Origin of the sequence: Bacillus cereus group sp. Bce019, from assembly GCF_051781745.1 — a bacterium.
GTDB classification, from domain to species: domain Bacteria; phylum Bacillota; class Bacilli; order Bacillales; family Bacillaceae_G; genus Bacillus_A; species Bacillus_A cereus.
Genome location: NZ_JBPWJX010000002.1, coordinates 131,335 through 157,214, shown reverse-complemented (window position 1 = coordinate 157,214; position 25,880 = coordinate 131,335). Strand labels below are relative to the sequence as shown.

The following is a 25,880-nucleotide window of genomic DNA, read 5'->3' as shown; positions in this document are numbered from 1 at the left end:
ATTAGGACAGTCTTACTGCTTACTATTATTAATAAATCGATGTACTATCTTTTGGCAAAGCTTTCACATGTTTTAAATAGTTCGTCACTTTATCATCATCATCTTGCGGATATTGATATTCATATTTGTTAGCGATTTCGTTCGCCACTTCCCTAAATAAATTACCCATAACAAAGAATGACTCCCATATGTTTTCATATTCTGCATTAGAAAATGTTCTTTTAAATTGCACCCACATATCTTTTTCAATATATTGCTCGAAATGCTTTCCAAACTTCCCTGTATTAACTGTAAAGTCTGTTTTCATACCAATATGCCATTCTAGCATTACGATGAACATATCTCGCACTGGTCCTTCAAGCATTCCTTTTGCATAAGAAAGTTCCTCTCGCCATAACCCTTTTGCGATATTCGTACTACACCACCAAAATTCATTACAACAATCCAAAAACTCTTTTTCTGTAGGCTTTTTTATTAAGTAATCCTTATCGCTTGCTGGCGGGAATTCTTCCAGACAATTATCTTTATCAAGAAGCAGTTTACTTAAACTATCTTGTCCAACGAACTTTTTTATTAACTCAACTGGAACTAGCGTTAAATCAATCCGATTCCCATCCATGAACTGCATTAAATATGGAAACTTCCCGTCTTCATCTGGTGGAACTAACGACATTTCTTCTGGCATTTGTACAATCATTATTTCTCCAAATCTATGAATCCAATTATGATTAGACGTAAAAGATTGTATATCATTTACAACATACTTAATATCATAGTCTTGAAAACAATCTCTTTTCACATTTGGATTTACACGCGATCCATTCATGATGACAGCTCGAATTCTTTCATCCTCTATTGCTGTATTTATAATTAAATCTAACATTTCTTTTTCAGTTCTCATCTACTTATAGCCTCCAATTTTTTAATATACAATATAGTGTTATGTATATTGGAGGTCCACGAGCTAGTCTCGTTATACACGATACACGTTATAATTTTTGAAACTTCTTTTTCATTCCTTTTCCCTCCTTACATCACTCTTTTACAACTGCCATTCCTTTCAATTTACCAATGCTTTCTACCATTCACTTTTAATTATACCGAAAATTCTGTCTTGAATACAAAAAATAAAGAAGGGACATCTACCCCTTATAGAATAGATATCCCTTCTTTTAAAGTTAAATTTAATTCCTATGGATTAGTAGACCAAAGCCCAGCAGATTTAATAAATGTACGTTTATTTAATTTCAGCTGCGCTACGATGAATTCTGCAATATCTTCTGCTTGCATTACTTTATCAGGGTTTCCATCAGTTAATCCTAAATCTACAGCCATATCAGTTGCTACTGTACTTGGAGTTAAAGCTGTTACACGAATGTTATGTTTGCGAACTTCCATCGCTAACGATTCTGTTAAGCCAAGGACACCAAATTTAGAAGCACTATATGCACTTGTTACAGGTGCGCCTTTTTGTCCTGCTGTAGATGAAATGTTAATGATATCACCAGATTGTTGTTCAATCATGCTCGGTAAAGCTGCACGAGTTGCATAGTATACACCCATTAAGTTTACTTGAATGATTTTTTCCCAATCAGCAACGTCTAGTTCTAAAAACTTACCGAATTTAGAAATACCAGCGTTATTAATTAAAATATCGATAGATCCTAAACCATTTTTTAACGTTTCAATCGCAGTTGTTACTTCTTCGTATGAAGAAACATCAGCAGTTGCAATAACAGCTTTTACACCTTCTGCTTCTACTTCTTTCGCTACAGCTTTTAAGTTTTCTTCTGAACGAGCTAATAAGCCTACATTTACGCCTTCTTTCGCTAATGCGATTGCTACAGCGCGACCAATCCCTCTACCTGCTCCTGTAATTAAAGCATTTTTACCTTGTAATAATTCTGCCAAGTATAACACTCCTTAATCATCTCAGTTATGTATTATATTAAAATTGTATCTATGTTTATGTAAAAAGGCAATGATGCACTTTCATGTGCGTAGGTTACTTGTAGGTAACTATAGAAAATTACTATGCATTCATTACACGTATTTATCATTATTCATGCAAAATAAAGACCCCCTCCTCATAAGAGAGTATCTGCGTATGAAATAAAAAATGGTTCTTTATCACTACACTATTTTTCTTCATAATTAGGAATACGCACAATAAATTCTGTTCCATTCCCTTCTTCACTCTCAACTTTTATTTCCCCATGATGAAGGTCGAGTACTTTCTTTACAATAGCTAAACCTAAGCCACTTCCCCCATAGGCACGATTTCGTGAAGAATCCGCTTTATAAAAACGCTCAAAAATATGTTGTTTCTGTTCTTCTGATATACCAATTCCTGAATCACGGATACGCACTTCCACTACTGTCTCATGTTCCTTTAACTGAATAGTAATCGTACCACCGCTTGGAGTAAATTTAATACTATTATGAATTAAATTAATCCACACTTGACTCATACTTTCTTGGTCAGCAATAACATATACTTTTTCTAAATCTAGTTCTAACTCAATTTCTTTTTCAGCCCAGAGTGGTTCACTATTTAACACAATTTGCTTTAATTGTTGATCTAATCGATAGCTCACTCTTTCTGGTGTATACTCTTCTGATTCTAAAAGAGTTAGCTTTAGTAAATTTTGACTTAGTTTAGATAATCTCGTTGTTTCAGTTTCAATAATGGTAAGATAATGCTTTCTTTTTTCCTTAGAAAGATTATCGTCTTGTAGTGCTCTAGCAAATCCTTTTATAGAAGTTAACGGTGACTGTATTTCATGAGAAACATTCGATACAAACTCTTGTCTCATTTTCTCCATCGTATTCAGTTCATCTGTCATATCATTTATACTTTTTACGAGCACGCCAATTTCACCATCATACTTTTCTTCATTTCGTATTTTTACGGAGAAGTCTCCTTTTGCAATTTTTTGTATCGGTTCAATAATAGTCCAAATCATCGCCTCTCGTTTTGGTCTCATTAATATTCCAATCAATGTCCAAATAAGAATAATAAAGACAAAACCGACCATATCACTAATTAGAAAGGCAACAAACGGCGATACGTTTACGTCAAAAGCATTCAATATACTAGTTGCTACATAAAATGCGATAGACCAAATGATAGTAAGAAAAGAAAAGAGCGCTAATACCGCCCCAAATACTTTCAGCATCTTCAACTTACTCATTCGTTTTCTTTTTCTCATTTACTTACCTCTAAGCGATACCCTAATCCTCTTATTGTTTTAATACTAAATTTCGACTGCTCTTCTTGAAACTTCTCACGTAACCGATTAATATGAACGTCTAGTGTACGTTCATTTCCTTCAAAATCATATCCCCATATTTCTTCAATTAATTGCTCTCTCGAACAAGTTCTTCCCGATTTAGACCCTAAAGTAAAGAGCAGCTCAAATTCTTTTAACGGTAACGTAACCGTTTGTTCTCCAGATGTAACTTCGAATGTTTTACGATTTAATAATACATCTCCAACTTGAATCGATTGCGAAACAGTAATTTGGTAACGTTTCAATAATGCCTTTACTCTCACTACTAGTTCTATAGGATCAAATGGTTTTACAAGATAATCATCTGTCCCAAGGTGAAATCCTTTTACTTTTTGTGATGTTTCCCCTTTGGCAGTTAGCATCAGAACCGGGATATCATAGTATTTTCTTAATTCAAAACATACATCAAATCCATCCATATTTGGCATCATGATATCAAGAATAACCATATCGACTTTTACGTCATCCATTTTCTGAAGTGCATCTACTCCATCAATTGCCTCATATGTTTGAAAACCTTCTCGTTCTAAAAATACAGAAACGAGTTCTCTAATGTGTGGATCGTCGTCTACTATTAAAATTTTAGGTATCAAAGGAACCATTTCCTTTCTACTTAGCATCTAATATATTTTTTAAAAATGAATCATCAGTGGAGTAAAATCCCACTGATGATTCATTTTATAATGCACCCTCTTTAATTTTCAATTGCTGCGTTGCAAACTCACGATACATATCATGCGTCTGTAATAATTCATCATGCGTACCACTACCTGTAAGATTCCCTTTTTCAATAAAGATAATTTTATCTGCATCTACAACAGTAGAAAGTCTATGTGCAATCACTAATGTTGTTCTGCCTTTCATTAAGTTATTTAATGCTTTTTGAACGACAGACTCAGATTTACTATCTAAGCTTGAAGTTGCCTCATCGAGCATAAGAATTTGCGGATTTCGAAGTAACGCTCGGGCAATAGCAATTCGCTGTCTTTGTCCCCCAGAAAGCTTCACACCGCGTTCTCCAACTTCTGTTGCATAACCGTTTGGTAAGTCATGAATAAACGCATCAACATATGCCATTGCAGCTACTTTTTCAATTTCTTCATCCGTTACTTCGCCCTCGACACCATAACAAATATTATCACGAATCGTTCCATCAATTAACGGACTATCTTGTGATACGTAACCGATTTGACGTCGCCATGACTCTAATGAATAACTCGTAATTGATTCTTCCCCTAATTTAATGGCGCCACTAGTTGGCTCATAAAAACGTTCCAATAATGAGAATAACGTTGTTTTCCCACTACCACTTGGTCCTACAATTGCTGTCACTTTTCCAGATTCAATTGTGAAATCAATATTTTTCAAAACTTGCTCTTCTTCGTTATACTCAAAATGTACATTTTCAAGAACAATCGGTTGCTTAGCATTTGTCACTTTCACACCAGTTTCATGATCTTCTACTTCATATTCTAAAATCGTACTAATTCTTTCCGTCGCACCAATTGCCTTTTGGAATTGTGTAAAGAACATAGATAATTGACTCATCGGCATTACAATTTGAACTAAATACAAAATAAACGCTACAAGTTCACCAGTTGTTAATGCACCGCTAGAAACTCGCATCCCGCCATATCCTACGATAATAACAAGTAGTGCCATTAAAACAAACGACATAACTGGCGAAATTAATGCTTGCACTTTTCCTTCTTTCAAACCAAATTGTAATAACTTTTGTATACCTGTATTACCCGTTTCATATTCTCTTTTTTCTGTATTTGAAGATTTCACTAAACGAATTTCTGATAACACTTGCGTTAACACACTTGTAAAAGATGCCGTTTCATCTTGAAGCGCTTTTGAAATCTTATACATTTTTCGTCCAAGTGGAACTAAAATTAACACAGACAACGGAATAACCGTTAAAAGTAACGCAGTCATTTTCCAATCTAAAACAAATAATACAATTAACGATCCAACAATTGAAATACCGCCTGTTAATAAGTTTGACAAATGCTCAGAAATTAACGTTTTCACTACACCTGTATCATTCGTCATACGGCTAATTGTATCACCTGTTCTATTTTGATCGTAATAAGATACCGGCAAGATAAGTACCTTTTTCCACAAACGTTCTCTTAGTCCCGCTACAATCTTCTGCCCAATATAATTTAGTAAATATATAGACAACCCTGCCGCAATAGTTTGCATTACAAAGAAAGCAACTAATCCAACAATTTGTCCTGCACTAATTGAAGAAAGCGAAAAATTATCTACTAATCCTTTTGTAAGCATAGGAATAAATAAACTCGCTCCCGTAGAAAGCAAACTCATTAATAACGCAAAAACTAAAATTCCTTTCGGAGGATTTGTATCTTGAATAAGGCGTAAAAACTGCCTCCAACTCCCTTTTTTCTTCATTTCATTTCTAACTTCCATTCCTGTTCATCTCCTCGTGGTAAACCAAACTGTTCTTTCTAAAATTAGAATACGATACAAATGTAAACTGAATGTAAACACACTTTTTCTATTTTTACAAAATATACATAAAAACTCATCTTTACAACAGATATAAATATCTGATATTATTACCTGGTACTTAATATTATTCTATGTAAATTATAGATAAATAATTTACAACACGATATAAATCTCCAGTTAGTGAAAGGAGTATCCTTTTTGCAAACAAATATACATTCTGAAAAGGAAACAATTATTTTTATTCATGGATTAGTTGGCAATCGTCGCGCCTTCAAAAAGGAGCAAAAACGTTTTTCTTCCTCCTACAACATTATAACTTATGACTTATTAGGTCACGGTGATGATAAAGGAAAAGCAATCGACTTTTCATTACAGCGCCTCGTAGATCAATTATTAAACTTATATGAGCAAGAAGATATTAAAAAAGCACATATTTGTGCGCTAAGTTACGGCTGTTACATCTCTACAATTTTTGCACAAATGCATCCAGAAAAAGTATTAAGTATTTGTCATATTGGAGGACATTACAATAACCCTTCTCGTTTATATAATGTATTTCAAAATTTTTGGGAGAAGCGAGGAGATGAATACTCTAAATGGCTCTCTCAATACGCAAATACTATTTTTCCAAGCGGTATACTAAAAGCAAATCCGTTCGCAGTCATTTCAAGAAATATTTACTACCGTTTCGGATTACAATTACATTCATCCATAATTGCCCAGTCATTACGACATAGGTTAGAATTCGATTTAAAATCTAAATTAAAATCACTTCCTCACCCTATACTATGGGTAATGGGAGAGCATGATCATCTCTATAAATCTTGTCTATTTGATTTGAAATCTATTTTGCCTAACGTTCTATATAAGGAAATACCGTTAGCGGGACATGCAGCGAACTTATTTCGCCCTAACTATTTCCATGACTTATATGATCGATTTTTAAATGGAAAGTTAAAATAAAAACTATTAAACTTCCAATTTATTTAACTATAAAAAGGCTTCCCAAGTTTCCTTGGAAAGCCTTTTCTCTATACGAAAAGTATATAAAACTACTTTTTCTTAGTATGCTTTTGTGTAACCTAATAGGTGCTTGCTCCAGTAAGAGTTACTTACAGAACTAATACGTACACCAGTTGCATCTGTTTCTGCACTAATGAACTGACCGTTTCCTAAGTAAACACCCATGTGAGAAGGACCTGATTTATAAGTATTTTGGAAGTATACTAAATCACCTGGTTGTGGATTGCTAGTTTTTGTTTTAGAGCTCCAGTATCCAGCAACTGTTTGACGAGCTCCTTTATGACCAGTTTGATTTAATACGTAGTGAATGAATCCACTGCAGTCAAAACCAGCAGGTGTTGTACCAGCAGTTCTGTATGGTGAACCATTTAAAGATCTAGCGAATCCAGCGATTGAAGATGTATCTCCACCTGTTGTTGGTTTTTGTACGTCTTTACCTGGTTGTTGAACGTTATTTGTAACATTATTGTTATTTGTAACGTTGTTTACTCCGCCTTTTACAAACTTAACGAAGTCTGCACTTACGTAACCTGTGCGGCCGTTATGGTTAATTTTGTACCAACCATTTTCAGCACCAGTAACGTTTAATACTTTACCATTTGTTACTCCACCGATTACAGCGTTGTATGTAGCTGGGCCTGTACGTACTTTTAAAGCACCAGTGTTAACAACATAAGAACCACCAGTTTGAACTGTTGTAGTATTGTTGTTTGTAGTTGGTTGTTGTGTTTCGTTAGATACAGCAGAACCACCTTTTGTTACGAAGTCTTTGCTTACGTATCCAGTTCCACCATTGAAGTTGATTTTAAACCAATCTTGTACTTCACCTACAACTTGTACTGTTTTACCTTTGTTTACAGAACCTAATACTGTATGAGATGTACTTGGGCCTGTACGTACGTTAAGTGAAGAAACGTTTACTGTGTAAGTACCTGTTCCTTGTTGAACAGTCGTTCCTGTTTTGCCACCAGTTGTTACGAAGTCACCACTTACATAACCTGTTTGACCATTTACGTTTACTTTGAACCAACCATTTTCTTGTCCAACTACTTGTAGCACTTGGCCTGATTTTACTTTAGAAATAACGTTATGTCCTGTACCAGCACCTGAACGAACATTTAATACATCAGCAGTTACTGTGTATTTTAATTCAGAAGTTGTTTCTACAGTTTTTGTTTCAGTTACAGTCGTTTGAGTTTGAGTTTGAGTTTGTCCATTAATTTCTTTTAGCGCTTCATTTGAAACTTGTGCATGAGCAGAATCCATTCCTGGAACTGCAACGCCAGCTACAGAAGCTGCTGCTAAACCTGCAATTACTTTTTTCATAAGTTGTCTTTACTTCCTTTCCCTACTATCCTCTTAAAAAAAACTAAAACTTTAATACTTTACAATATTATCAAAGTAAAATATTCATCCAGTTCCATTTTTTAGCAAGAGTTTTATTTTTCACACGTAGTTCATTTTAAATGAACAAAGTGAAATCCGTGTGAACTTCATGTGAACTTTATCATTAAACACAGTGTTTTTGCAATGGTTTTTTCAAATTTCTTATATATCGCATAAAAATTCGACATTCCATTTAATATTTTAATATAAAATATCCCTTTTCTATCTATTATAAAAAATTCTATTAACCTAATACAAACTCAAGTATGTATTTCCTTATAAAGCTCCTTACATAAAGTATACTTTCATCATGACAAAAATCACTCTATTTATCAATAGTATAATATTTTTAGAAAACTAAATTTCTATACTATCTACAATTTTGAAATAATTTGACGAATTGTAAGATTTATTTCACAAAAGCCATTTCTCCTTTAAAGAAAACACACACTATATCAACTGTTCTCTTTTTCTTATAATGGAATTTATAGGATATTTATAGTATTATATACATATCTTAATAAACAAGAATTTTAGCGAATTGATTAAAGTTTCATTCCCTTATAAAATGAAACTTTAATCAGGAAGGGTTTTATACATCCTCCGCTAATTATTAACCCTCACCACTCGGGCTGCCCATTAATGCGGAGTTTTATTGGAATAAAAAGAGGAGGCATATTTGTGAGAAATATAATAGATGATCCAATACAAAAAAACATAGAGCTATACTATGCTTTTATTCAATTCGTTTCAATGATAACATTACAAAAAGTATCAGCTATTGAAACACGTAAAAACGAATTAAAAAATCAGATGAAAAATGCCGGACAAAAAAACCCTTATTACGTATAAAAAAAGGTGAACAGGTTATATTCCTGTTCACCTTTTTAAATTATTTATAAATTTTCACACGGTCCTCTAGCGGTTGGAATTCTTTTTCACCAGCATGTACTACCGGTTTACCAAATGGCATTTGCGCAATAAGTTTCCAATTCTCTGGAACATCCCACTCTTTTCTCACTTCTTCATCAATTAGCGGATTGTAATGCTGTAACGTAGCACCAAACCCTTCAATTTCTAAAGCTGTCCAAATTGCAAATTGTAACATTCCTGATGATTGCTGAGACCAAGTTGGGAAATTATCTTTATATAATGCAAAGTTAGCTTGAAGGCTTTCCACTACTTCACTGTCTTCAAAATATAAAACCGTTCCATAACCACTTTTAAATGCATTCATTTTTTCTTCAGTAGGTGCAAAGTTATTTTCAGGTACAATTTTTCGTAACGTTTCTTTCGTAATATCCCATAATTTATCATGTTGTTCTCCTAATAAAACAACAACGCGAGCACTTTGAGAATTAAAAGCTGAAGGTGTATGTTTTACAGCATGATAAATCACTTCTTGAATTTTCTCATCAGAAACTACTTGCTCTTTACTAATTGCATAAATAGATCTTCTGTCTTCAATTGCTGAGTAAAAATCTTTTGCCATCATAATTCCCTCCAATTTTCAATTGAGGCTATTTCATATGTATATATCATATTACGCCCCTCAAACTTATTATTAATAAGCTTATAACTTTATAATATCACAGCAACAAATAAACTCAAATGTTAACACTTGTATTTAGACTCTTTTTCCTTTTTAAAATGAAAATAAAAAGACTGCTCGTTGTTATCTAAAATTAGTAACAACGAACAGTCTTACTTATGTAGCGATCTAGATTCGTATTTTACTTACTTAATTAACTAATCCAAATGCATACGACATTAACTTATTCGTCTCTGTAAAACGTTTTGTTTTACTTGATGTCCCCATGACCACTGTAATAATTCGATTATCACCTTGCTTTGCAGTCCCCGTAAAACAGTATCCTGCACTATCTGTAAATCCAGTCTTTAGTCCGTCCATTCCTTCTATATATAAACTTTTATTATTTTTATTTAACATGTCGTTTGTGCTTATAACATTAATATTATTAAATGCTAGCTGACTTTGACGTAAGTGAGTCACTTCTAATATTTCCGGATAATCTTTTATAAGATGATACGCCAATTGTGCTACATCACCAGCCGTCATTTTTGTTTCACTTCCATCTGGCTCTTGTAATCCAGACGCATTTGCAAATTTAGCATGTTCCGACATTTTTAACTGTTTCGCTTTTGCATCCATAAGCTGAACGAAATCTTTCTCCGATTTTGCCATATGTTCTGCTAAAGCCACAGCCGAATTATTAGCTGACTCAATCATTAATGCATGATATAAATCTTTAACAGTTAATGTGTCATTAACTTGTACTGGGATTCTCGCTCCTTCTGTTTGTGCCGCCTTCGCACTCATTTTTACTGGATCTTCCCAGCGAACTTTCCCGTTATGTATACTCTCTAGTAAGAGATACGCTGTCATCATCTTAGACATACTAGCCGGTGCAAAAGCTTCATTTTCATTATATTGATAAATAATATCTCCATCACTCGCATCGATAATCATAGCTGCTTTTGCGTTAATTTCTGGTGGGATGTACTTTGGCGGGACTACTTTTTCAGTAAATCCTGCTTTAGGTAGTTCTGCCACTTGCAAAGGTTGTCCCTCTACATTCGCTATGCTCTTTTGATTTCCTTGGAATAAGAACCAACATATCCCTAAAATAATAACTAATAGGACTGTCATCCTTCCCCATTTTAACCGATTCATTTCAAAACTCCTTTAGCAAACCTTTTATACACTCACATTTAACCTTAACAACAATTCCTTTATATAGTCAAGGTAAAAGGTATATTTATTCATATACAGCAATGATTATTTTAATTTATTTATGTTAAACTTACAATATTAAAACGTAAGAATATTTAATAATAAAATCTCGTAAATAAAGCGAAACTTTAATCAGCCCTCCCAATCGGGCTACCCGTCAAATAGCGAGATAAACTATTTAATAGAAGGGATTCATACAAATGCTACTTCCAAAAACATTAAAATACGGAGACACAGTTGGGATCTACTCCCCTTCTTCACCAGTAACCTACACTTCTCCAAAAAGATTTGAACGAGCAAAATCTTACTTACAACAGAAAGGGTTTCATATATTAGAAGGTTCATTAACAGGTCGATATGATTTTTATCGTTCTGGTAGTATACAAGAGCGTGCTGAGGAGCTAAATGTCTTAATAAGAAATCCTAATATTTCTTGTATTATGTCAACAATTGGTGGGATGAATTCAAATTCAATATTACCTTATATTGATTATGATGCTTTTCTAAAGAACCCTAAAATAATGATTGGGTATTCAGATGCAACTGCTTTATTACTAGCAATTTACGCCAAAACAGGAATCCCTACATTTTTTGGACCAGCTCTCGTCCCTTCCTTTGGCGAATTTGAACCTTTTGTTGATTGCACATACAAATATTTTGCTGAAACTTTACTACATGATCATTCTCTTCCTTATCATATAAAACAACCATTATTTTGGTCAGATGAATTTATTAATTGGGAAGAAAAGACGAAGGAGAAAGAACTTCGACCAAACGATTGGATTTCAGTAATTGATGGAAAAGCTACTGGGCGTATTATTGGCGGGAATTTAAACACGATACAAGGAATTTGGGGTAGCCCCTATATGCCACATATTCAAGAAGGCGACATTCTCTTCATTGAGGACAGTTCAAAAGATGCAGCTACTATTGAAAGAAGCTTTTCATTACTTAAAATTAACGGTGTATTCGATAAAATTTCAGGTATCATTCTTGGAAAACATGAGCAATTTGATGATTGTGGTACAAATCGAAAACCTTTTGAAATACTATTAGAAGTACTTCAAAATCAAAGAATTCCTTTTCTAGCTGACTTCGATTGTTGTCATACACATCCAATGATTACCATGCCTATCGGTGTTCAAGTAGAGTTGGATGCAACAAATAAAACGATACATATTGTAGAACCTTGGAATAAATGAATGCATAGCTTCTATTGTTTTACAATAAAAGCCATGATACTATATAATTTGGAATGTGAAAGATTAAACAAAATATGTTCCAATATCTAACACTAGAAAAATTAGGTATAAATATATATTTATATGCAAAAGAGAGTGAATAAATGAAACCAACTATTAAAAATTACGTATTTTTACATGTAGCTTTTTTGATATATTCTATCATTATGGTTTACATGAAATGGGCAGCTAAATTCCCCATTGCTTCCATCTCATTTTTTGTTGCTTATTTCGGATTAGTTATACTTTTATTCGGATATGCAATTTTATGGCAACAAGTAATTAAACATTTCGAAATTTCAAAAGCATATTCACATCGCGGGATTATTATACTGTGGTCAATGCTTTGGTCAGTATTTCTATTTGGAGATACGATTCAGTGGAATCATTTACTTGGTGCAGCTATTATTATTGTCGGAATTGTGGTGGTGACAAAAGATGAATAGTTATATGTTATTATTTATTTTCGGGATAATTTTAGCTAATTACTCACAAATATTATTAAAAAAAGCTACTTTGCAACAATACGATTCTAGAATAAAAGAATATGTGAATCCTTATGTTATTATCGGCTACTCTTTATTTGTAATTAACGCCGGATTAAATGTTATCGCCATGAAGGGTATGGCATTAAAACAAGCATCAGCATTAGAATCCTTAAGTTATATCATCATATTAATTTTCGGTTGGTATTTCCTAGGAGAAAAAATAACGAAACGTAAACTCATCGGCAACATTATTATTATCGTTGGTGTAATCGTTTATTGTATCCAATAGTAAAAAGCTCCGTTTATCACAAACGGAGCTTTTTACTATTGACCTAAATTTTGCACTTTATCTTTCAAATCTCGAACTTGATCTACCGTCTGCATAAGCTCAGAGTTTTTAAATTGCTCTACATCCACTTTTCCTTCTTCTATCTTTGTCATCGCCGTATCAATTAACGTATTTAACTTTTCGTTATATCCGACGATTTGTTGATGAATATCCTTTGCTACATCAGGTGGCGTTAATTCATTGAATGCGGGTATATCTTGTTTAATTTCACTAAGCTTCGTTTCTAATTCTTTTCGAGCCTCGCTATCATTAACGGCCTTTTCTGCTAATGCTGGTGCATCATTTGCAAATGCACTTATTTCATTTACATAATCTGTCGCCTTTTGAGCATAATCTATGGAGTTCTTTCCTTCCTCCACTATTGAACATCCCATTAAACCAATTGAAACTATAAATACTAATAAAATTGATTTTATTTTCATTTTAGACTCCCTTCGTCTTTATCATTGTCTGTAATTTTCTCTATACATAACTTCTAGCTAAATTGTTTATAACCTTTTTCAAATAGCTATTTATCCTCTTACATGCCCTATTATCGTTACAACATCTATTTCTATATGTACGCTTATAATATCTTCAATTATATCCATATATCCTTGTCCTATAGCTGTTCCATAGTGTAATGTAAGCCCCTTCTTTTCATACACTGACTTTGGCACTGAAAAAATAAATCTCCTCAAGTTTCTTTCATCAGCTGGTTCCATTATTAAAACAATCCCATCCTCATCAAACATATACGCTCGCCCTCCAACTTTACATTCACTATGGCTCAGTATTGCCTTGGTCAGCAAAATTTAAAACACAATAAGTTAAGATACTCTCTGCTCTATCATAAAGTGAAACTTTAATTAGCCCTCACCAGTCGAATCTTTATCGGCAAATAGCGGGATAAAGTGAAAGTTTAATCAGTGAGGATTTTGTTCATCCCCCACTGGCTATCAGCCCGATTCCCACCTAACTTCTTTACTTCCGCTGAATTTTGAGGTAGGGTCTTACTGCCCGGCAAATAGCGAGATAAAAATAAAAAACATTCATTCTTTTTTGTTAAGAATGAATGCTTTTTAAAAAATCAATTTCTAACTCTAGCATCTTTTTTTGACGAGGTTTTACTTTCCTTACGGGAATTCCAGCGTAAATATACCAATCATCTAAACTCTCTTTTACCATACTCATCGCGCCGACTGCCGTACCTTCTCCTACAATTACATTTGGAAAAATAATAGAATTGGCACCAATAATCACATGTTTTTTTAAAATAACTTTTTCTGCTTTCACATTCCTATATTGATTCGGGACGGTTGGCCCCATTAATGTATTTCCACTGAAATCATCAAGTACTGCATATACGATTGTTTTAGCTGAGATGTTTGCAAAATCATGCATTTCAATCCCAACTTCCCCTCCATATAACGCTGTATACGCTGATATGTGCGAATAACTTCCAATTGTGATTTTACCACTTAAAATGCAAAAATCATCAATTCTTACATGATTGCCAACTGATATAGCACTTGGATTATATATACTTGCTTTTTTACTAACCAATACATTTTTCCCAACAGATAAAAATCCAACTTTCTTTAGTTCTTCTTGACTATAAAAACTATTCATCTACCGACACCACCTTCTGCTCTAAACAAATTACAATTTGCTCTACTAGTTCTTTCGTCATTCCTTCCCATAAAGGTAAACTTACGATTCGTCTTGCTATTTTATTCGTCTTTGTTAAATCTGTAGACTTATAGTTTTTAAAAAGAACTTGTTGGTGGCAAGATGGTGAAAAATATAATCTAGCTTCTATTTTCTGTTTTTTCAGTTCTTCTATTACTTGTATGTTGCGAACTTCTTCTGGACAAATGATAGGCATAAATTGGTGAATAACCGCTTCTGTCTTTTGGACTTTCCACCCTTTTTTCATTAACCCAGTATTTTGTAACAACTGTTTATACCATTCAGAAATACGGCTGCGTTCTTTTAATTTTTGATCCCACTTTTTTATAGTCGCTATCCCAATAGCTGCTGCGTATTCAGACATTTTACAATTAAACCCCATCATCGTACATTCACGATTTTTATCAAATCCGAAATTCCCCATTCTTTTAATACGTTGTATATCTTCTTCGTTTTTACTATATATGAGCCCTCCTTCACCAATTCCGAACGGCTTTGTTGCATGAAAGCTATATACGATCATTCCACTAAAATCTTGACCGTAATGCATCCCTCCATTCATTAAACCAAATCCCGGCGCCGCATCTACGACAACCGGAATCCCCTTCTTCTCTAATTCTTCATATTTTTCTAAGTTCATCCATGATCCAAAAGTGGCGTACGGGACAACAATCGCAACCTCTTCTTTTAATTCTTCTATCTTATCCAAAAGTACGGTTTTATCCATATACCAATCATCTATTGAAATATCAATAAAGTAAGGTTCCAGTCCACACCAAATAGCGGCTAAGGCAGTCGCAGGGAATGTAAAACTAGGCATGAGAGCATACTTTCCCTTTCTTCTTTTCTTTAGTTGAATAGCCGCCATTAACCCTAACGTTGCGTTTGCTACTGTTGTAACAGCTCCCCTGTTTTGAAAAAATGACGACATAATTGTTTCCTCAAAACGTTGATTTATAGGTCCATAATTCGTATATATGTGAGATGTATCAATTTCCTTCAATTCGTCCAAATACTCACTTACAGGTACAGTTGAAGCACGTAAAAAAGGAATATTCTCCATATCTATCTATTCCTTCCTATCATTTTCGGACAATATAGAGCATATCTGTTTCAGATAATCCAAATTTCCTAGCACTTTTCATTCCTTGTTTTTCCGCTATGTTATATAATTCTACCTTAAATCCTGCATTCATTAATCGTTGAATAAATCCCGATTGATTGTAAATTCTCACATGATCTTCTTGACCAAAAGCTAATTTCCTCAATTGTGGTGTTACAATTAATTCATTCTCTATAATAAAATCTACATTCATTACGATCGGTACTTGAATAATTCCCCATCCATTTGGCTTTAACACTCTATATAACTCTCGCATTGCTTTGTCATCATCAGGAACGTGTTCTAACACATGGCTACATAATATTACATCAAAAGTATTACTATCATATGTAATCCTTGTAACATCAATTTCCTTCATTAATGGATCCTTTGGTTCTAAGTCACCACATACATACGTAATATTTTTATACTCGTTAAACCAATCTCTTAACTTCGCTTCAGGTGCAATATGAAGCATTGTATAGTTTCTATTTAACAAGTCCGTTTCCGTTTCAATGTACGCACGATACAATCTTTCACGATCCATCGAATTGCAAACTGGACATATCCCTGTATCTTTATTCCACATCTCAAATTTATATTTCGGAAAATCATAATGCGCTGGCCAAGGTGAAAATTTTTCAAATTGTTGATTGCAATATTGACAATAACAAGATTCTTTCTCAAACATATGAGCAACTAACTTGTTTAACCCTTTTTTTATCTTTTCATTATAAATTTGATCTAGTTCGCCATTTCTTACTGCATCCTTAACTATAAATCCCGCATTTTCTAAACAATAAGATAAACTCTCTTTATACTCACTTTCGGAGCTTAAAAATCCACTATTATATGCATCTATAATTAATTCAATCCACTCTTCAATTGTCATTAAAATAAAATGCATTTGTTTTTGATTTTGTCCACTATGTTGTCTAAAATAACTAAGAGGTTCATGTATATAAACTACTTTTCCTTTCCTCATCATATCTAGCCAAGTTGCAATATCGTTAATAGCAGAATACGCCTTTCCTTTAAAATACCCAAACTTCCCGTCAAACAATTCCCGATTAAACAAAACAGTTGTCGGCTCACCAACTACATTTTTCAAATTTTTCAACATATAATTCCCTAATTCTTTTCCTTCAAAAAGCGTAGTTTCTTTCGCGATTTTCATATTTAATATTGAAGGTGGTAATATCTCTCCATTCTCATCAATCAGTTCACGATATGACGTCACAAATGAAATATTTTCTAACGTCAAAAAGTATTTCATCATTCTCTCGATCTTTTCATGATGAAATAAATCATCATCTAATAAAAAGTTTATATAGTCCCCATTCGCAAGTTCTACACACTTATTAAAGTTTTCGGCAACTAACGGCGTTTCATTTTTAACATATGTAATACACTCATATTCACGTAAATACGGTTGAATCATAGCATTGACTTCATTATTTGTACTGTCGTCAGAAATAACAATTTCAATATTTTCATATGTTTGATTTAGAGCGCTGTTGAGTGCCAATTCCAAGTAATAAGGTCTATTGTACGCAGGAATAAGTATGCTTACTTTCGGTAAAGGAGAATTATTATTTATATGTTGTTTTTTCTTTTCTATGTTTATTTTCTTTTCTTTAATTTTTTGATAATAGTCTAATGTATATAATATCGATGATGGAACTATCCTTCTTGCGTAATCTAGAAAATTAGTTATCGCTTTGTCTAACTCTTTTTCGGTGGATAAGAAACCATATTGTTCTCCTGCTAGAATACTATGTGAAAAATCTTCTAATCCATCCATCATTTTATTAGATTCATTTAACTGTTGATCTGGATGTAATCGAAAGTAACTAAGTGTCTCTGCTATATATACTGCTTTTCCTTTACTTAATAAAAATAACCATGAAGCTATATCTACGTTACATAAATACCGCCTCTTATCAAAAATCCCATATGGTTCTTGTAAATCATTTTTACGAAATAAAACTGTTGTCGGTTCTCCAATATAATTTTTTTGATCCACAATTACCTTATTTCCTAATTCTGTTCCCTCTATAATGGTATCCTCTTCAAATAAACGGACAGTCGAATAAATATGTCGCAGTTCTTTCCCTTTATCATCAATGACTTGACGATGAGATGTTACAAGCTTAATTTCATTATCTAAATCATTGAAAAAATACTTCATCATTTTTTCAATTTTATTCACATGAAATACATCATCATCCATTAAAAAATTTATATACTCACCGTTCGCTTCATTAAATAACATTAACGCATTTTCAAATTGTCCGAGAGTTGACCTATTTTTTATATAAATAATATTTGAATGATCACATAAGTATTTTTGTAACAATTTTTCTGTTTCATCATTCGTGCTGTCATCTCCAACTATAATTTCTATATTAGGGTACGTTTGTTCTAACACACTACATAACGCCTTTTCAAAGTAACTAGGACGATTATACGTAGGAATTAATACACTTACCAACGGAAGTTGCTCTACCATTTCTTCAGTTCTTTCAATACGAGTTCTCATTTTAACTCTCTCACCTCTTCGCATATTATTTATATACGCGACACAAAAATCACATTACTTTAACTGTATGGAGCCTATATACTTTTATGCAAACAGGAAACAAAATATCATACTTTTCGTTCCTGAATAAACATATTTAATAATGCGGACATTTTATTTGCACCTTTTTTATTCATATGATCACTATCATAAAAATCATCGTCACAAAATAACGGCGAATCAAATAGATCTATAATTTGAAAAGAATATTGAGTTTGAAAATCATTTATAACTTTATAAAAATCTTCTTTTAATTTCTTACTACTACAATTGAAATAATGTGAAGTAACAGGGAACACAACAATTAATGGCTTTATATCGTTTTTTAACAGTAATTCTAAATATTTCTTAAAAATCATTTTATTTTCAACTAAAGTATGAGGATACGCCAATTTAGCATGTGAAGCTGCTCTTATTTTCCCGTGTTCTTCAAAAGGAATATGAAGAGAAGTAGTATTCCATTCAGCATTTATCCAAGGCAGCGTCAATGATTCATCTTTTAGTTCGTCTAATAAAATATATTCAAAATGCAAATTAAAAATAGAAAGAAGTGGTTTCGGAGTATTTAGATGTGAGAATCCATCAGTGGGTAGAGGAGAATGAACTACAGTATGATGACCATCTTGAAACAATGGATAATATACTTTGTGAATTCTATATGATTCAGATGATAACGACATATCAAAGTAAAACGAGAAATAGGCTATTCCTATTAAACAATATTGAAATGAATGATTGTTTGATAAAAGTTGTGACGCTATTAAATAATCATAGTATAGATCTTGCGATGGAAGTGTTAATTTTATTGACTTTTTTGAGAGAAGCTCCGTACTTATGCCACAATGTGGATAAGACAAACCGGTAGCAAACAATTCATACGTCGGATCACTCTTTGTTTTTTTCATAGAAATGTATAAAGACATAAGATCTGGATTTATTTGATAGATAGAAATTAATTTATCCTTCCATTCATACATGTATTTTGTTAAATTAATAATTTTTGAACTTTGCACGCCCCTATTTATCAAGTCATTTGTAAGTTTTTCTGCGTCCCCTCTCCAAATGACTATATATTGAAAAGAACTTTCTATACGAACAACATCTGAAACGTCTACAACATGAACTATTGTTTTACATTTATTTTTGTCTAACGTATTTCGAATCCTCTCCCCTGATAACTCATCACTTAAAACAATGATTTTATATTGCTCCTTCATGTACATCCCCTCCATTATATGTATAATATGAAATTCATTTTTAATTCGTAACAATCATATACACCTGCAATCTAACAAAAAAAATAGCTCCACCATTAGGCGTAGCTATTTTTACAATTATTGCTTATTCAAATCATATTCCTTTATCTAACTCATAAAGTTTACGATACTTTTCATTTTCTTTCAGAAGTTGTTTATGACTACCTTGCATGACAATTTGGCCACGATCAAGGAATATAACTTCGTCTACATGTTCTATTCCTACAAGATGGTGCGTAATCCAAATAACCGTCTTTTCTTCCGTTGCAGAAAACATTGTTTCGATTAAAGACAATTCTGTTTTTGGATCTAAACCGATAGTCGGTTCATCAAGTACAATAATTGGTGTTTCTTGCATAAGAGTTCTAGCAAAAGCAACCCTTTGTCTTTCCCCACCAGAAAACCGCTTTCCCATTTCATGCATTTTTGTTTGTAATCCGTCTGGAAGAGAAGTAACATGTGAAGCTAATTGTGCTTTCTCTAAAGCTTTCCATATCTCTTCATCCGTCGCCTCCGGTTTGCCAATTCGTACATTATTTCCAATTGTCGTATCAAACAAATGCGGCTTTTGATTTAATACAGAAATATATTTAGATAAAAGATTCGTATGAGCTCGTTCACCATTCAATACAACTTGGCCATTTACTGGGCTTAACGCCCCTGTTAACAATTTTAGTAAAGTAGATTTCCCTGTCCCACTTCTCCCTAAAATAGCAATTTTCTTCCCTGCTTTTATTTGTAATGATACATCTTTTAATACAATCTCATTACTATCTGGATAACTATACGATACGTGATTCAGTTCAATATCTACATGTTTTGGTTCAATATAATCTTTCTCTCCATGCAAATCCGTTTCATCATGTAAAACACTATCACTTTCTACGCCATTAAGACGATGGGTAGATTCTACGTACGACGGTATTCGATCGATGGCATCTGCAATAGGAATAAGCGCGTTTGTTACAGATAAAGTCATTAATACGAAAGCTGCGATAACTGTAGGAGCAATTTGTTCACTTGCCGCTTCATTCCCAGTCCATATGATCATCGAAATAACTACAATACCTACTACTAATTGAATGATACTGTCCCGAATATGATACCAGCGTTTCACTCTCTTTTCGATTTTTAACAACTGATCATTTTGTTTTACATACTCATTAATAAATTCATCTTTACGACCACTTGCTTGCCAATCAGATAATCCAAAAACAGCATCTGTCAGTTGTTGATACAAACGGTTTCTTCCTTGCTTTAAAGTAACATGATGTTTCTTCATCAAAAGTAATGATACAAACGGAAGAAGAAAAACGATAATAGCTAACATACAACCTACAATAAGTGCAAAAACAAAATCAAATGCACCGATAACAAGTACGAAGATACTATAAACAACTAGCGCTAATATGCTAGGAAATATTGTACGTAAATATAGGTTTTGCAAATGCTCTATATCTTCGGATAACACTCCTAACATATCACCCGTTTGAAATCGAGAACGGAAAAATAACGCCTGTGGTTCTACTATTCTATATAGCCTCGTTCTCATTTTTTCTAATATACGTAGTACGACATCATGTCCGACTAGGCGCTCTATATAATGAAATACAGCTTGCCCTATACTAAACGCTCTTGTTGCAACAATAGGAACATATACAGCCATTACATTTTCTGGTCTAAGAGCAGATTTTGAGATCAAATAACCTGAAATAAAAAGTAACATCGCTCCTGAACTAACTCCAAGAAGACCAAGGAAAATAGTTAAAGTCATTCTACCTTTATTTTGTTTTATATAAGGTTTAACCCAGTTACTCATTTCTCTCCCCTCTCTTCCCTATGAAAATGTAATGTCTCATTCTCTAAAAGTTCTTCATACGTCCCACTTTCTTTCATTTCCCCTTTATTTAGAATAAGAATATGGTCCATTTGTTTCATCCAATGTAGACGGTGAGTTGCTAAAAATACTAACTTTCCATTAAATAGACGTAACATCGCTTGCTTTATTTCAAATTCGGTTTCAATATCAAGATGTGCCGTAGGCTCATCTAATAAAATGATTGGTTTTTTACTTAAAAGCGCACGCGCCATAGCAACACGCTGTTCTTGTCCGCCACTTAGCATACGTCCACCTTCTCCAATTCTTTCGTGTATCCCATTTGGAAGTGATGTAACGAGTGAACGAAGGCCGACTTCATTAATAACTCTTTCAACTTCTTCATCTGTTGCATTTGTTTCATAAAAACGAATGTTATCCTTTAATGAAAGCGGAAAAATATAAGGTTGCTGCGGAATATAAGCAATATTTTTTTGCCAATCTTCACGAGTAGATCCATCAACTTCTACACCATTTACTAACATCTTTCCACTCGAAGGAGATAAAAAACCTGCTAATACGTCGATTAACGTCGATTTCCCTGCACCACTTTCACCAATAACACCAATAGCACCGTTACCTTCCCAAGTAAAATTAATTCCTTCTAATATAGCCTTTTCAGATTCAGTATTATTAACTTTGATATCTTGTAATTTCAAGCTACTAGAGGCATTCCATACTATATCTTCATTTAAATCTTTCTTTTGTATTCCTTTTTGTTGTTGCAAAATCTCTTCTATTTGCTCCATCGCAATTTGTCCATCTAATGTCGCATGATAATTTGCTCCCACTTGTTTAATCGGCAGAAAATATTCCGGAGCTAAAATCAAAATTGTAAGGGCTGGTAATAGTATAATCGTTCCATCTATTAAACGTATCCCTAATCCAACTGCCACAAACGCAATTGATAAACTCGTAAAGAAATCTAATGCAAAAGAAGAAAGAAAAGCAACTCGCAAAGTACGCATCGTTGCTTTTCTATATCTTTTACTTACTTTTTCAATCTTTCCTTCGTGCTGTTCACTTTTCCCTAAATACTTTAATGTTTCTAAACCTTTTAACGTATCTACAAAATGATTCGAAAGTACACGATATATCTCATACTGACTATCTGCCATTTTTTGCGCTGCTAATCCGAGAAGAATCATAAATATGATCACGATAGGAATCGTTACAACTAAAATGATTCCAGACTCAATATCTAGCGTAAAAACATATAGTACAATTAGACCTGGAACGATACTACTTCTAATCATTTTAGGAATCGTTAATTCAATATATGTTTTAAATTTCTCAATCCCCTCAATTGATAAGGTAACCAGATGACCAGTTCCAACAGTTTGAACATACCTTGGACCTAATGTGAAATATGCCTCTATCAATTGTTTTCTTAGTAACGACCCTGTTTTTTCAGCAAAACGTTCCACTAATATTTGTGATGTTCGAACTACTATGTTACGCGCTGCAAACGCGATACCAAAATAAACAACTTCACTTAATATTGTTTGTACTGTCTCTCCATGAAATAAAAACGTAATAGCTCGTGCTAAAAAGATTGTTTGCGCAATAATACTAAAAGCTTCTAAAATACTAATAATCGTTAACGCTACATATAAAATACGGCTACCGGGATAAGACGGAAGTCCTCTTTTTCTTTTCATTAGTACTCCAAATCGTTGTCTGACTTAACAGGTTGTCTAAATACATAATAACTCCATATTTGACTTCCGATAACGAAAGGCAAAATAGCAATCGCAAAGTAAGTCATAAGTTTTAATGCATAAGCTCCTGATGCTGCGTTGTAAATTGTCAAATCATTCATTGCTCCTAAAGAGCTAATCATAACACGTGGGAACATACCGATAAATACACTCGCACTTAGTAAAATGATCGTTAAACTCGTCATAAAGAAAGCCCAACCATCTCTTCTTCTTTTATTTAATAAAGTGGACACTAATAGTGCTACAAAAGCTCCGATTGGTACCATAATCCATTCTGTTCCATGAGCAGTGAAAATGTCGGTTTTCCATAACCCCACACCAGCAAAAACAAGAAGTGTAATTAATGAAAATGGTGCAATTTTTATTGCAGCAATTCGTGCACGTTCTCTCAATTTACCAGTTGTACGTATCGTAAGAAATTGTAATCCGTGAACAATACATAGTAGGAGAAACATTACTCCTCCAAGTAACGCAAATGGATGAAGTAATTGCAAGAATCCACCTACAACATTTTTACTCTCATCAATAGGTACACCTACCATAAAGTTTGCAATCGCAACTCCCCAAAGGATAGGAGGTAACATACTTCCAATAAACATCCCCCAATCCCATGCACTCTTCCATTTATGATTATCTATTTTCGCACGAAATTTAAAGGAAACACCTCTTAAAATTAAAGCAAGAAGCATAAATACAAATGGAATATAAAAACCACTAAATAAAGTTGCATACCAGTGCGGAAATGCCGCAAACATGGCTCCACCAGCACAAACAAGCCATACTTCATTCGCGTGCCAGAACGGTCCTATTGTATTTAAGTAAACTCGTTTTTCAAAATCATTCTTTCCTAAAAACCTCGAAACCATTCCTACACCAAAATCGAAACCTTCCAGTACAAAGAATCCAACAAACAAGATTGCAATAACTAAAAACCACAACTCATTAAGAGATAACATACTCTTCCTCCTTATCAAATGGATCATGGCTTTGATAATCCTTTTTCGTTTTCTTATTCGTGTGGCCCTTAATGGTACGAACGAATAAGTACACACAAATTCCACCCATAATTAAATACATTGATGTGAATGAAATAAGTGAGAATAATACTTCACCGAATGTTACATTTGGTGATACAGCATCTTCTGTTTTCATTACACCAAATACTACCCAAGGTTGACGACCCATTTCAGTCATAATCCACCCTACTGTATTACCGATGAACGGAAGAGAAATTGCATACACCATTAATTTTAAATACCACGTTTTTTCAGCTAAACGATCTTTTCTTGATAAGAACCATCCGTAAGCTCCTAGAAGAAGCATGAATGTTCCACTCATTACCATCGCTCTAAAACTCCAAAACATTGTATGCACTGGAGGAATATAATCTCCAGGTCCATATTTTTCCTCATATTGTTTTTGAATTTGATTCATCCCTTCAACTTGACCGCTAAACTTATCATACGATAATAGACTTAGCATATAAGGGATTTGAATTTCAAACGAATTTTCTTTCTTCTCTGTATCAATTTTCGAAAATACTGTAAATGGTGCTGGATCCTCACTTGTATTCCATAGCGCTTCAGCTGCCGCCATCTTCATTGGATGTGTCTTAATTAATTGTTGCGCTTGTGCATGACCAAAGAATAATACAAGCGCCGTTGTAATTGTTCCAACAATGATAGAAATTCGGAAAGATTTTTTAAATACTACAGTTTCTTGTCCTTTTGTAATTTTCCATGCACTTACACCAGCAATAAAGAATGCACCTGTTGCAATTGCCGCTGTAATTGTATGCGGGAATTGTACCCATAGTTGTGGGTTTTGAATAATGGCTAAGAAATCATTCATTTGCGCACGACCATCAGCTGCCATTTCATACCCGACAGGTGACTGCATAAATGCACTTGCAGTTAAAATCCAGAATGCTGATAACATCGTTCCAATTGAAAGGAGCCAAATACACATTAAGTGAATTCGCTTCGGTAATTTGTCCTCACCGAATACCCATAAACCTAGGAATGTAGACTCAATGAAAAATGCCAGTAATCCTTCAATTGCAAGCGAGGGACCAAATACATCACCTACAAAACGTGAATACGTTGACCAGTTCATACCAAACTGAAATTCTTGTAAAATACCTGTTACTACACCTACTGCAAAGTTAATAAGGAATAATTGCGTCCAAAACTTTGCCATCTTCTTATATAGCTCTTGCCCTTTTACCACATACAACGTTTGCATGATTGCAATAATAAAAGCTAAACCAATTGACAGCGGAACAAAAAAGTAATGGAAAATCGTTGTTGATGCGAACTGTATTCGTGCCAATTCGAGCGTTTCCATACTAAAATCACTTCCTTCATAGTTTTTATAATAAAAGTTAATTGAGCAATCTTATCAAACTCAATTATTAAGAAATACGAAAAGACAAAAACATTTTGTATGTATTGTCGAAAAATATGAAGTTTCAGTTTTTCAAACTATTGTAATGCTATTTTTTACCTTTTCACTATTTCTGTAGTGTTTTATTCGTTAATCGAATTGTATAATATACCTGCATAGTAAATTCAGGTTATTTTTGACGTATTATTGACATCATTTTGTCTGAAATATGTCTTTTGTCATTTTTTTGAATCAGATTTTTCTCATTAGCA

At 33.5% G+C, this 25,880-nt stretch carries 23 protein-coding genes; 5 read left to right on the top strand and 18 right to left on the bottom strand.

The window, feature by feature from the left end:
- Window positions 1–28: 28 nt before the first annotated feature.
- The 5 genes from ACS2QP_RS04170 to ACS2QP_RS04150 form a co-directional block, all read right to left on the bottom strand.
- Complete coding sequence (locus ACS2QP_RS04170) at window positions 29–901, bottom strand: aminoglycoside 6-adenylyltransferase (RefSeq protein ID WP_438882148.1); 873 nt, start codon at window positions 899–901, stop codon at window positions 29–31.
- Window positions 902–1,191: 290 nt separating this feature from the next.
- Complete coding sequence (locus ACS2QP_RS04165) at window positions 1,192–1,911, bottom strand: 3-ketoacyl-ACP reductase (protein WP_000818985.1); 720 nt, start codon at window positions 1,909–1,911, stop codon at window positions 1,192–1,194.
- 227 nt (window positions 1,912–2,138) lie between these two features.
- Window positions 2,139–3,212 carry an envelope stress sensor histidine kinase HitS gene (hitS, locus tag ACS2QP_RS04160; protein WP_438882147.1) on the bottom strand — a complete coding sequence of 358 codons (1,074 nt, stop codon included), beginning with the start codon at window positions 3,210–3,212 and terminating at the stop codon, window positions 2,139–2,141.
- Window positions 3,209–3,886 carry an envelope stress response regulator transcription factor HitR gene (hitR, locus tag ACS2QP_RS04155; protein ID WP_000612411.1) on the bottom strand — a complete coding sequence of 226 codons (678 nt, stop codon included), beginning with the start codon at window positions 3,884–3,886 and terminating at the stop codon, window positions 3,209–3,211. The genes hitS and hitR overlap by 4 nt, the downstream gene beginning before the upstream one ends.
- An 85-nt stretch (window positions 3,887–3,971) precedes the next feature.
- Window positions 3,972–5,732 (bottom strand): ABC transporter ATP-binding protein, encoded by a 1,761-nt coding sequence (locus ACS2QP_RS04150; protein WP_000453882.1) that lies wholly within the window; start codon window positions 5,730–5,732, stop codon window positions 3,972–3,974.
- A 240-nt stretch (window positions 5,733–5,972) separates the two neighbouring features.
- Here ACS2QP_RS04150 and ACS2QP_RS04145 point away from each other — a divergent pair, with 240 nt between their 5' ends.
- The gene (locus ACS2QP_RS04145; protein WP_078421567.1) at window positions 5,973–6,737 is read left to right on the top strand and encodes an alpha/beta fold hydrolase; all 765 of its coding nucleotides are present in this window, start codon (window positions 5,973–5,975) and stop codon (window positions 6,735–6,737) included.
- 99 nt (window positions 6,738–6,836) lie between these two features.
- Here ACS2QP_RS04145 and entFM read toward each other — a convergent pair whose 3' ends face one another.
- Complete coding sequence (entFM, locus tag ACS2QP_RS04140; protein WP_000755513.1) at window positions 6,837–8,123, bottom strand: enterotoxin EntFM; 1,287 nt, start codon at window positions 8,121–8,123, stop codon at window positions 6,837–6,839.
- Between the two features lie 741 nt (window positions 8,124–8,864).
- Here entFM and ACS2QP_RS04135 point away from each other — a divergent pair.
- Window positions 8,865–9,035 carry a hypothetical protein gene (locus ACS2QP_RS04135; RefSeq protein ID WP_001244279.1) on the top strand — a complete coding sequence of 57 codons (171 nt, stop codon included), beginning with the start codon at window positions 8,865–8,867 and terminating at the stop codon, window positions 9,033–9,035.
- A 40-nt stretch (window positions 9,036–9,075) separates the two neighbouring features.
- Here ACS2QP_RS04135 and ACS2QP_RS04130 read toward each other — a convergent pair whose 3' ends face one another.
- On the bottom strand, window positions 9,076–9,678 hold the full coding sequence (locus ACS2QP_RS04130; RefSeq protein ID WP_001987122.1) for a nitroreductase family protein: 603 nt from the start codon (window positions 9,676–9,678) through the stop codon (window positions 9,076–9,078).
- A 246-nt stretch (window positions 9,679–9,924) separates the two neighbouring features.
- Window positions 9,925–10,878 (bottom strand): D-alanyl-D-alanine carboxypeptidase family protein, encoded by a 954-nt coding sequence (locus tag ACS2QP_RS04125; RefSeq protein WP_001080871.1) that lies wholly within the window; start codon window positions 10,876–10,878, stop codon window positions 9,925–9,927.
- A 260-nt stretch (window positions 10,879–11,138) separates the two neighbouring features.
- Here ACS2QP_RS04125 and ACS2QP_RS04120 point away from each other — a divergent pair, with 260 nt between their 5' ends.
- The 3 genes from ACS2QP_RS04120 to ACS2QP_RS04110 all read left to right on the top strand — a co-directional run bounded on the left by ACS2QP_RS04120 (window position 11,139) and on the right by ACS2QP_RS04110 (window position 12,956).
- Window positions 11,139–12,140 carry a S66 family peptidase gene (locus ACS2QP_RS04120; RefSeq protein WP_438882146.1) on the top strand — a complete coding sequence of 334 codons (1,002 nt, stop codon included), beginning with the start codon at window positions 11,139–11,141 and terminating at the stop codon, window positions 12,138–12,140.
- A gap of 143 nt (window positions 12,141–12,283) precedes the next feature.
- Window positions 12,284–12,625 (top strand): EamA family transporter, encoded by a 342-nt coding sequence (locus ACS2QP_RS04115; RefSeq protein ID WP_000805125.1) that lies wholly within the window; start codon window positions 12,284–12,286, stop codon window positions 12,623–12,625.
- The gene (locus tag ACS2QP_RS04110; protein ID WP_001089867.1) at window positions 12,618–12,956 is read left to right on the top strand and encodes an EamA family transporter; all 339 of its coding nucleotides are present in this window, start codon (window positions 12,618–12,620) and stop codon (window positions 12,954–12,956) included. Before ACS2QP_RS04115 ends, ACS2QP_RS04110 begins: the two co-directional genes overlap by 8 nt.
- 35 nt (window positions 12,957–12,991) lie before the next feature.
- Here the strand turns inward: ACS2QP_RS04110 and ACS2QP_RS04105 are convergent, their stop codons facing one another.
- The 10 genes from ACS2QP_RS04105 to cydA all read right to left on the bottom strand — a co-directional run bounded on the left by ACS2QP_RS04105 (window position 12,992) and on the right by cydA (window position 25,569).
- Window positions 12,992–13,438, bottom strand: a complete 447-nt coding sequence (locus ACS2QP_RS04105) for a DUF6376 family protein (RefSeq protein WP_000695202.1) — start codon at window positions 13,436–13,438, stop codon at window positions 12,992–12,994.
- A 90-nt stretch (window positions 13,439–13,528) separates the two neighbouring features.
- Window positions 13,529–13,750, bottom strand: a complete 222-nt coding sequence (locus tag ACS2QP_RS04100; RefSeq protein WP_000459099.1) for a hypothetical protein — start codon at window positions 13,748–13,750, stop codon at window positions 13,529–13,531.
- Between the two features lie 310 nt (window positions 13,751–14,060).
- Window positions 14,061–14,627 (bottom strand): acyltransferase, encoded by a 567-nt coding sequence (locus ACS2QP_RS04095; protein WP_078421617.1) that lies wholly within the window; start codon window positions 14,625–14,627, stop codon window positions 14,061–14,063.
- Window positions 14,620–15,750, bottom strand: a complete 1,131-nt coding sequence (locus ACS2QP_RS04090) for a DegT/DnrJ/EryC1/StrS aminotransferase family protein (RefSeq protein WP_078421618.1) — start codon at window positions 15,748–15,750, stop codon at window positions 14,620–14,622. The genes ACS2QP_RS04095 and ACS2QP_RS04090 overlap by 8 nt, the downstream gene beginning before the upstream one ends.
- Window positions 15,751–15,769: 19 nt before the next feature.
- Window positions 15,770–18,331: a glycosyltransferase gene (locus tag ACS2QP_RS04085; protein WP_001260410.1), complete on the bottom strand. Its 2,562-nt coding sequence runs from the start codon at window positions 18,329–18,331 to the stop codon at window positions 15,770–15,772.
- A 107-nt stretch (window positions 18,332–18,438) separates the two neighbouring features.
- Window positions 18,439–19,587 (bottom strand): hypothetical protein, encoded by a 1,149-nt coding sequence (locus ACS2QP_RS04080; RefSeq protein WP_000664267.1) that lies wholly within the window; start codon window positions 19,585–19,587, stop codon window positions 18,439–18,441.
- A gap of 133 nt (window positions 19,588–19,720) precedes the next feature.
- A complete protein-coding gene (cydC, locus tag ACS2QP_RS04075) occupies window positions 19,721–21,445 on the bottom strand; it encodes a thiol reductant ABC exporter subunit CydC (RefSeq protein WP_000073645.1) in 1,725 nt (574 codons plus the stop codon).
- A complete protein-coding gene (gene cydD / locus ACS2QP_RS04070; RefSeq protein ID WP_000824039.1) occupies window positions 21,442–23,163 on the bottom strand; it encodes a thiol reductant ABC exporter subunit CydD in 1,722 nt (573 codons plus the stop codon). Before cydD ends, cydC begins: the two co-directional genes overlap by 4 nt.
- Entirely contained in the window at window positions 23,163–24,179 is a 1,017-nt protein-coding gene (cydB, locus tag ACS2QP_RS04065; RefSeq protein ID WP_000950083.1) for a cytochrome d ubiquinol oxidase subunit II, read from the bottom strand. The genes cydD and cydB overlap by 1 nt, the downstream gene beginning before the upstream one ends.
- Window positions 24,166–25,569 carry a cytochrome ubiquinol oxidase subunit I gene (gene cydA / locus ACS2QP_RS04060; RefSeq protein WP_438882145.1) on the bottom strand — a complete coding sequence of 468 codons (1,404 nt, stop codon included), beginning with the start codon at window positions 25,567–25,569 and terminating at the stop codon, window positions 24,166–24,168. The genes cydB and cydA overlap by 14 nt, the downstream gene beginning before the upstream one ends.
- Window positions 25,570–25,880: the final 311 nt, after the last annotated feature.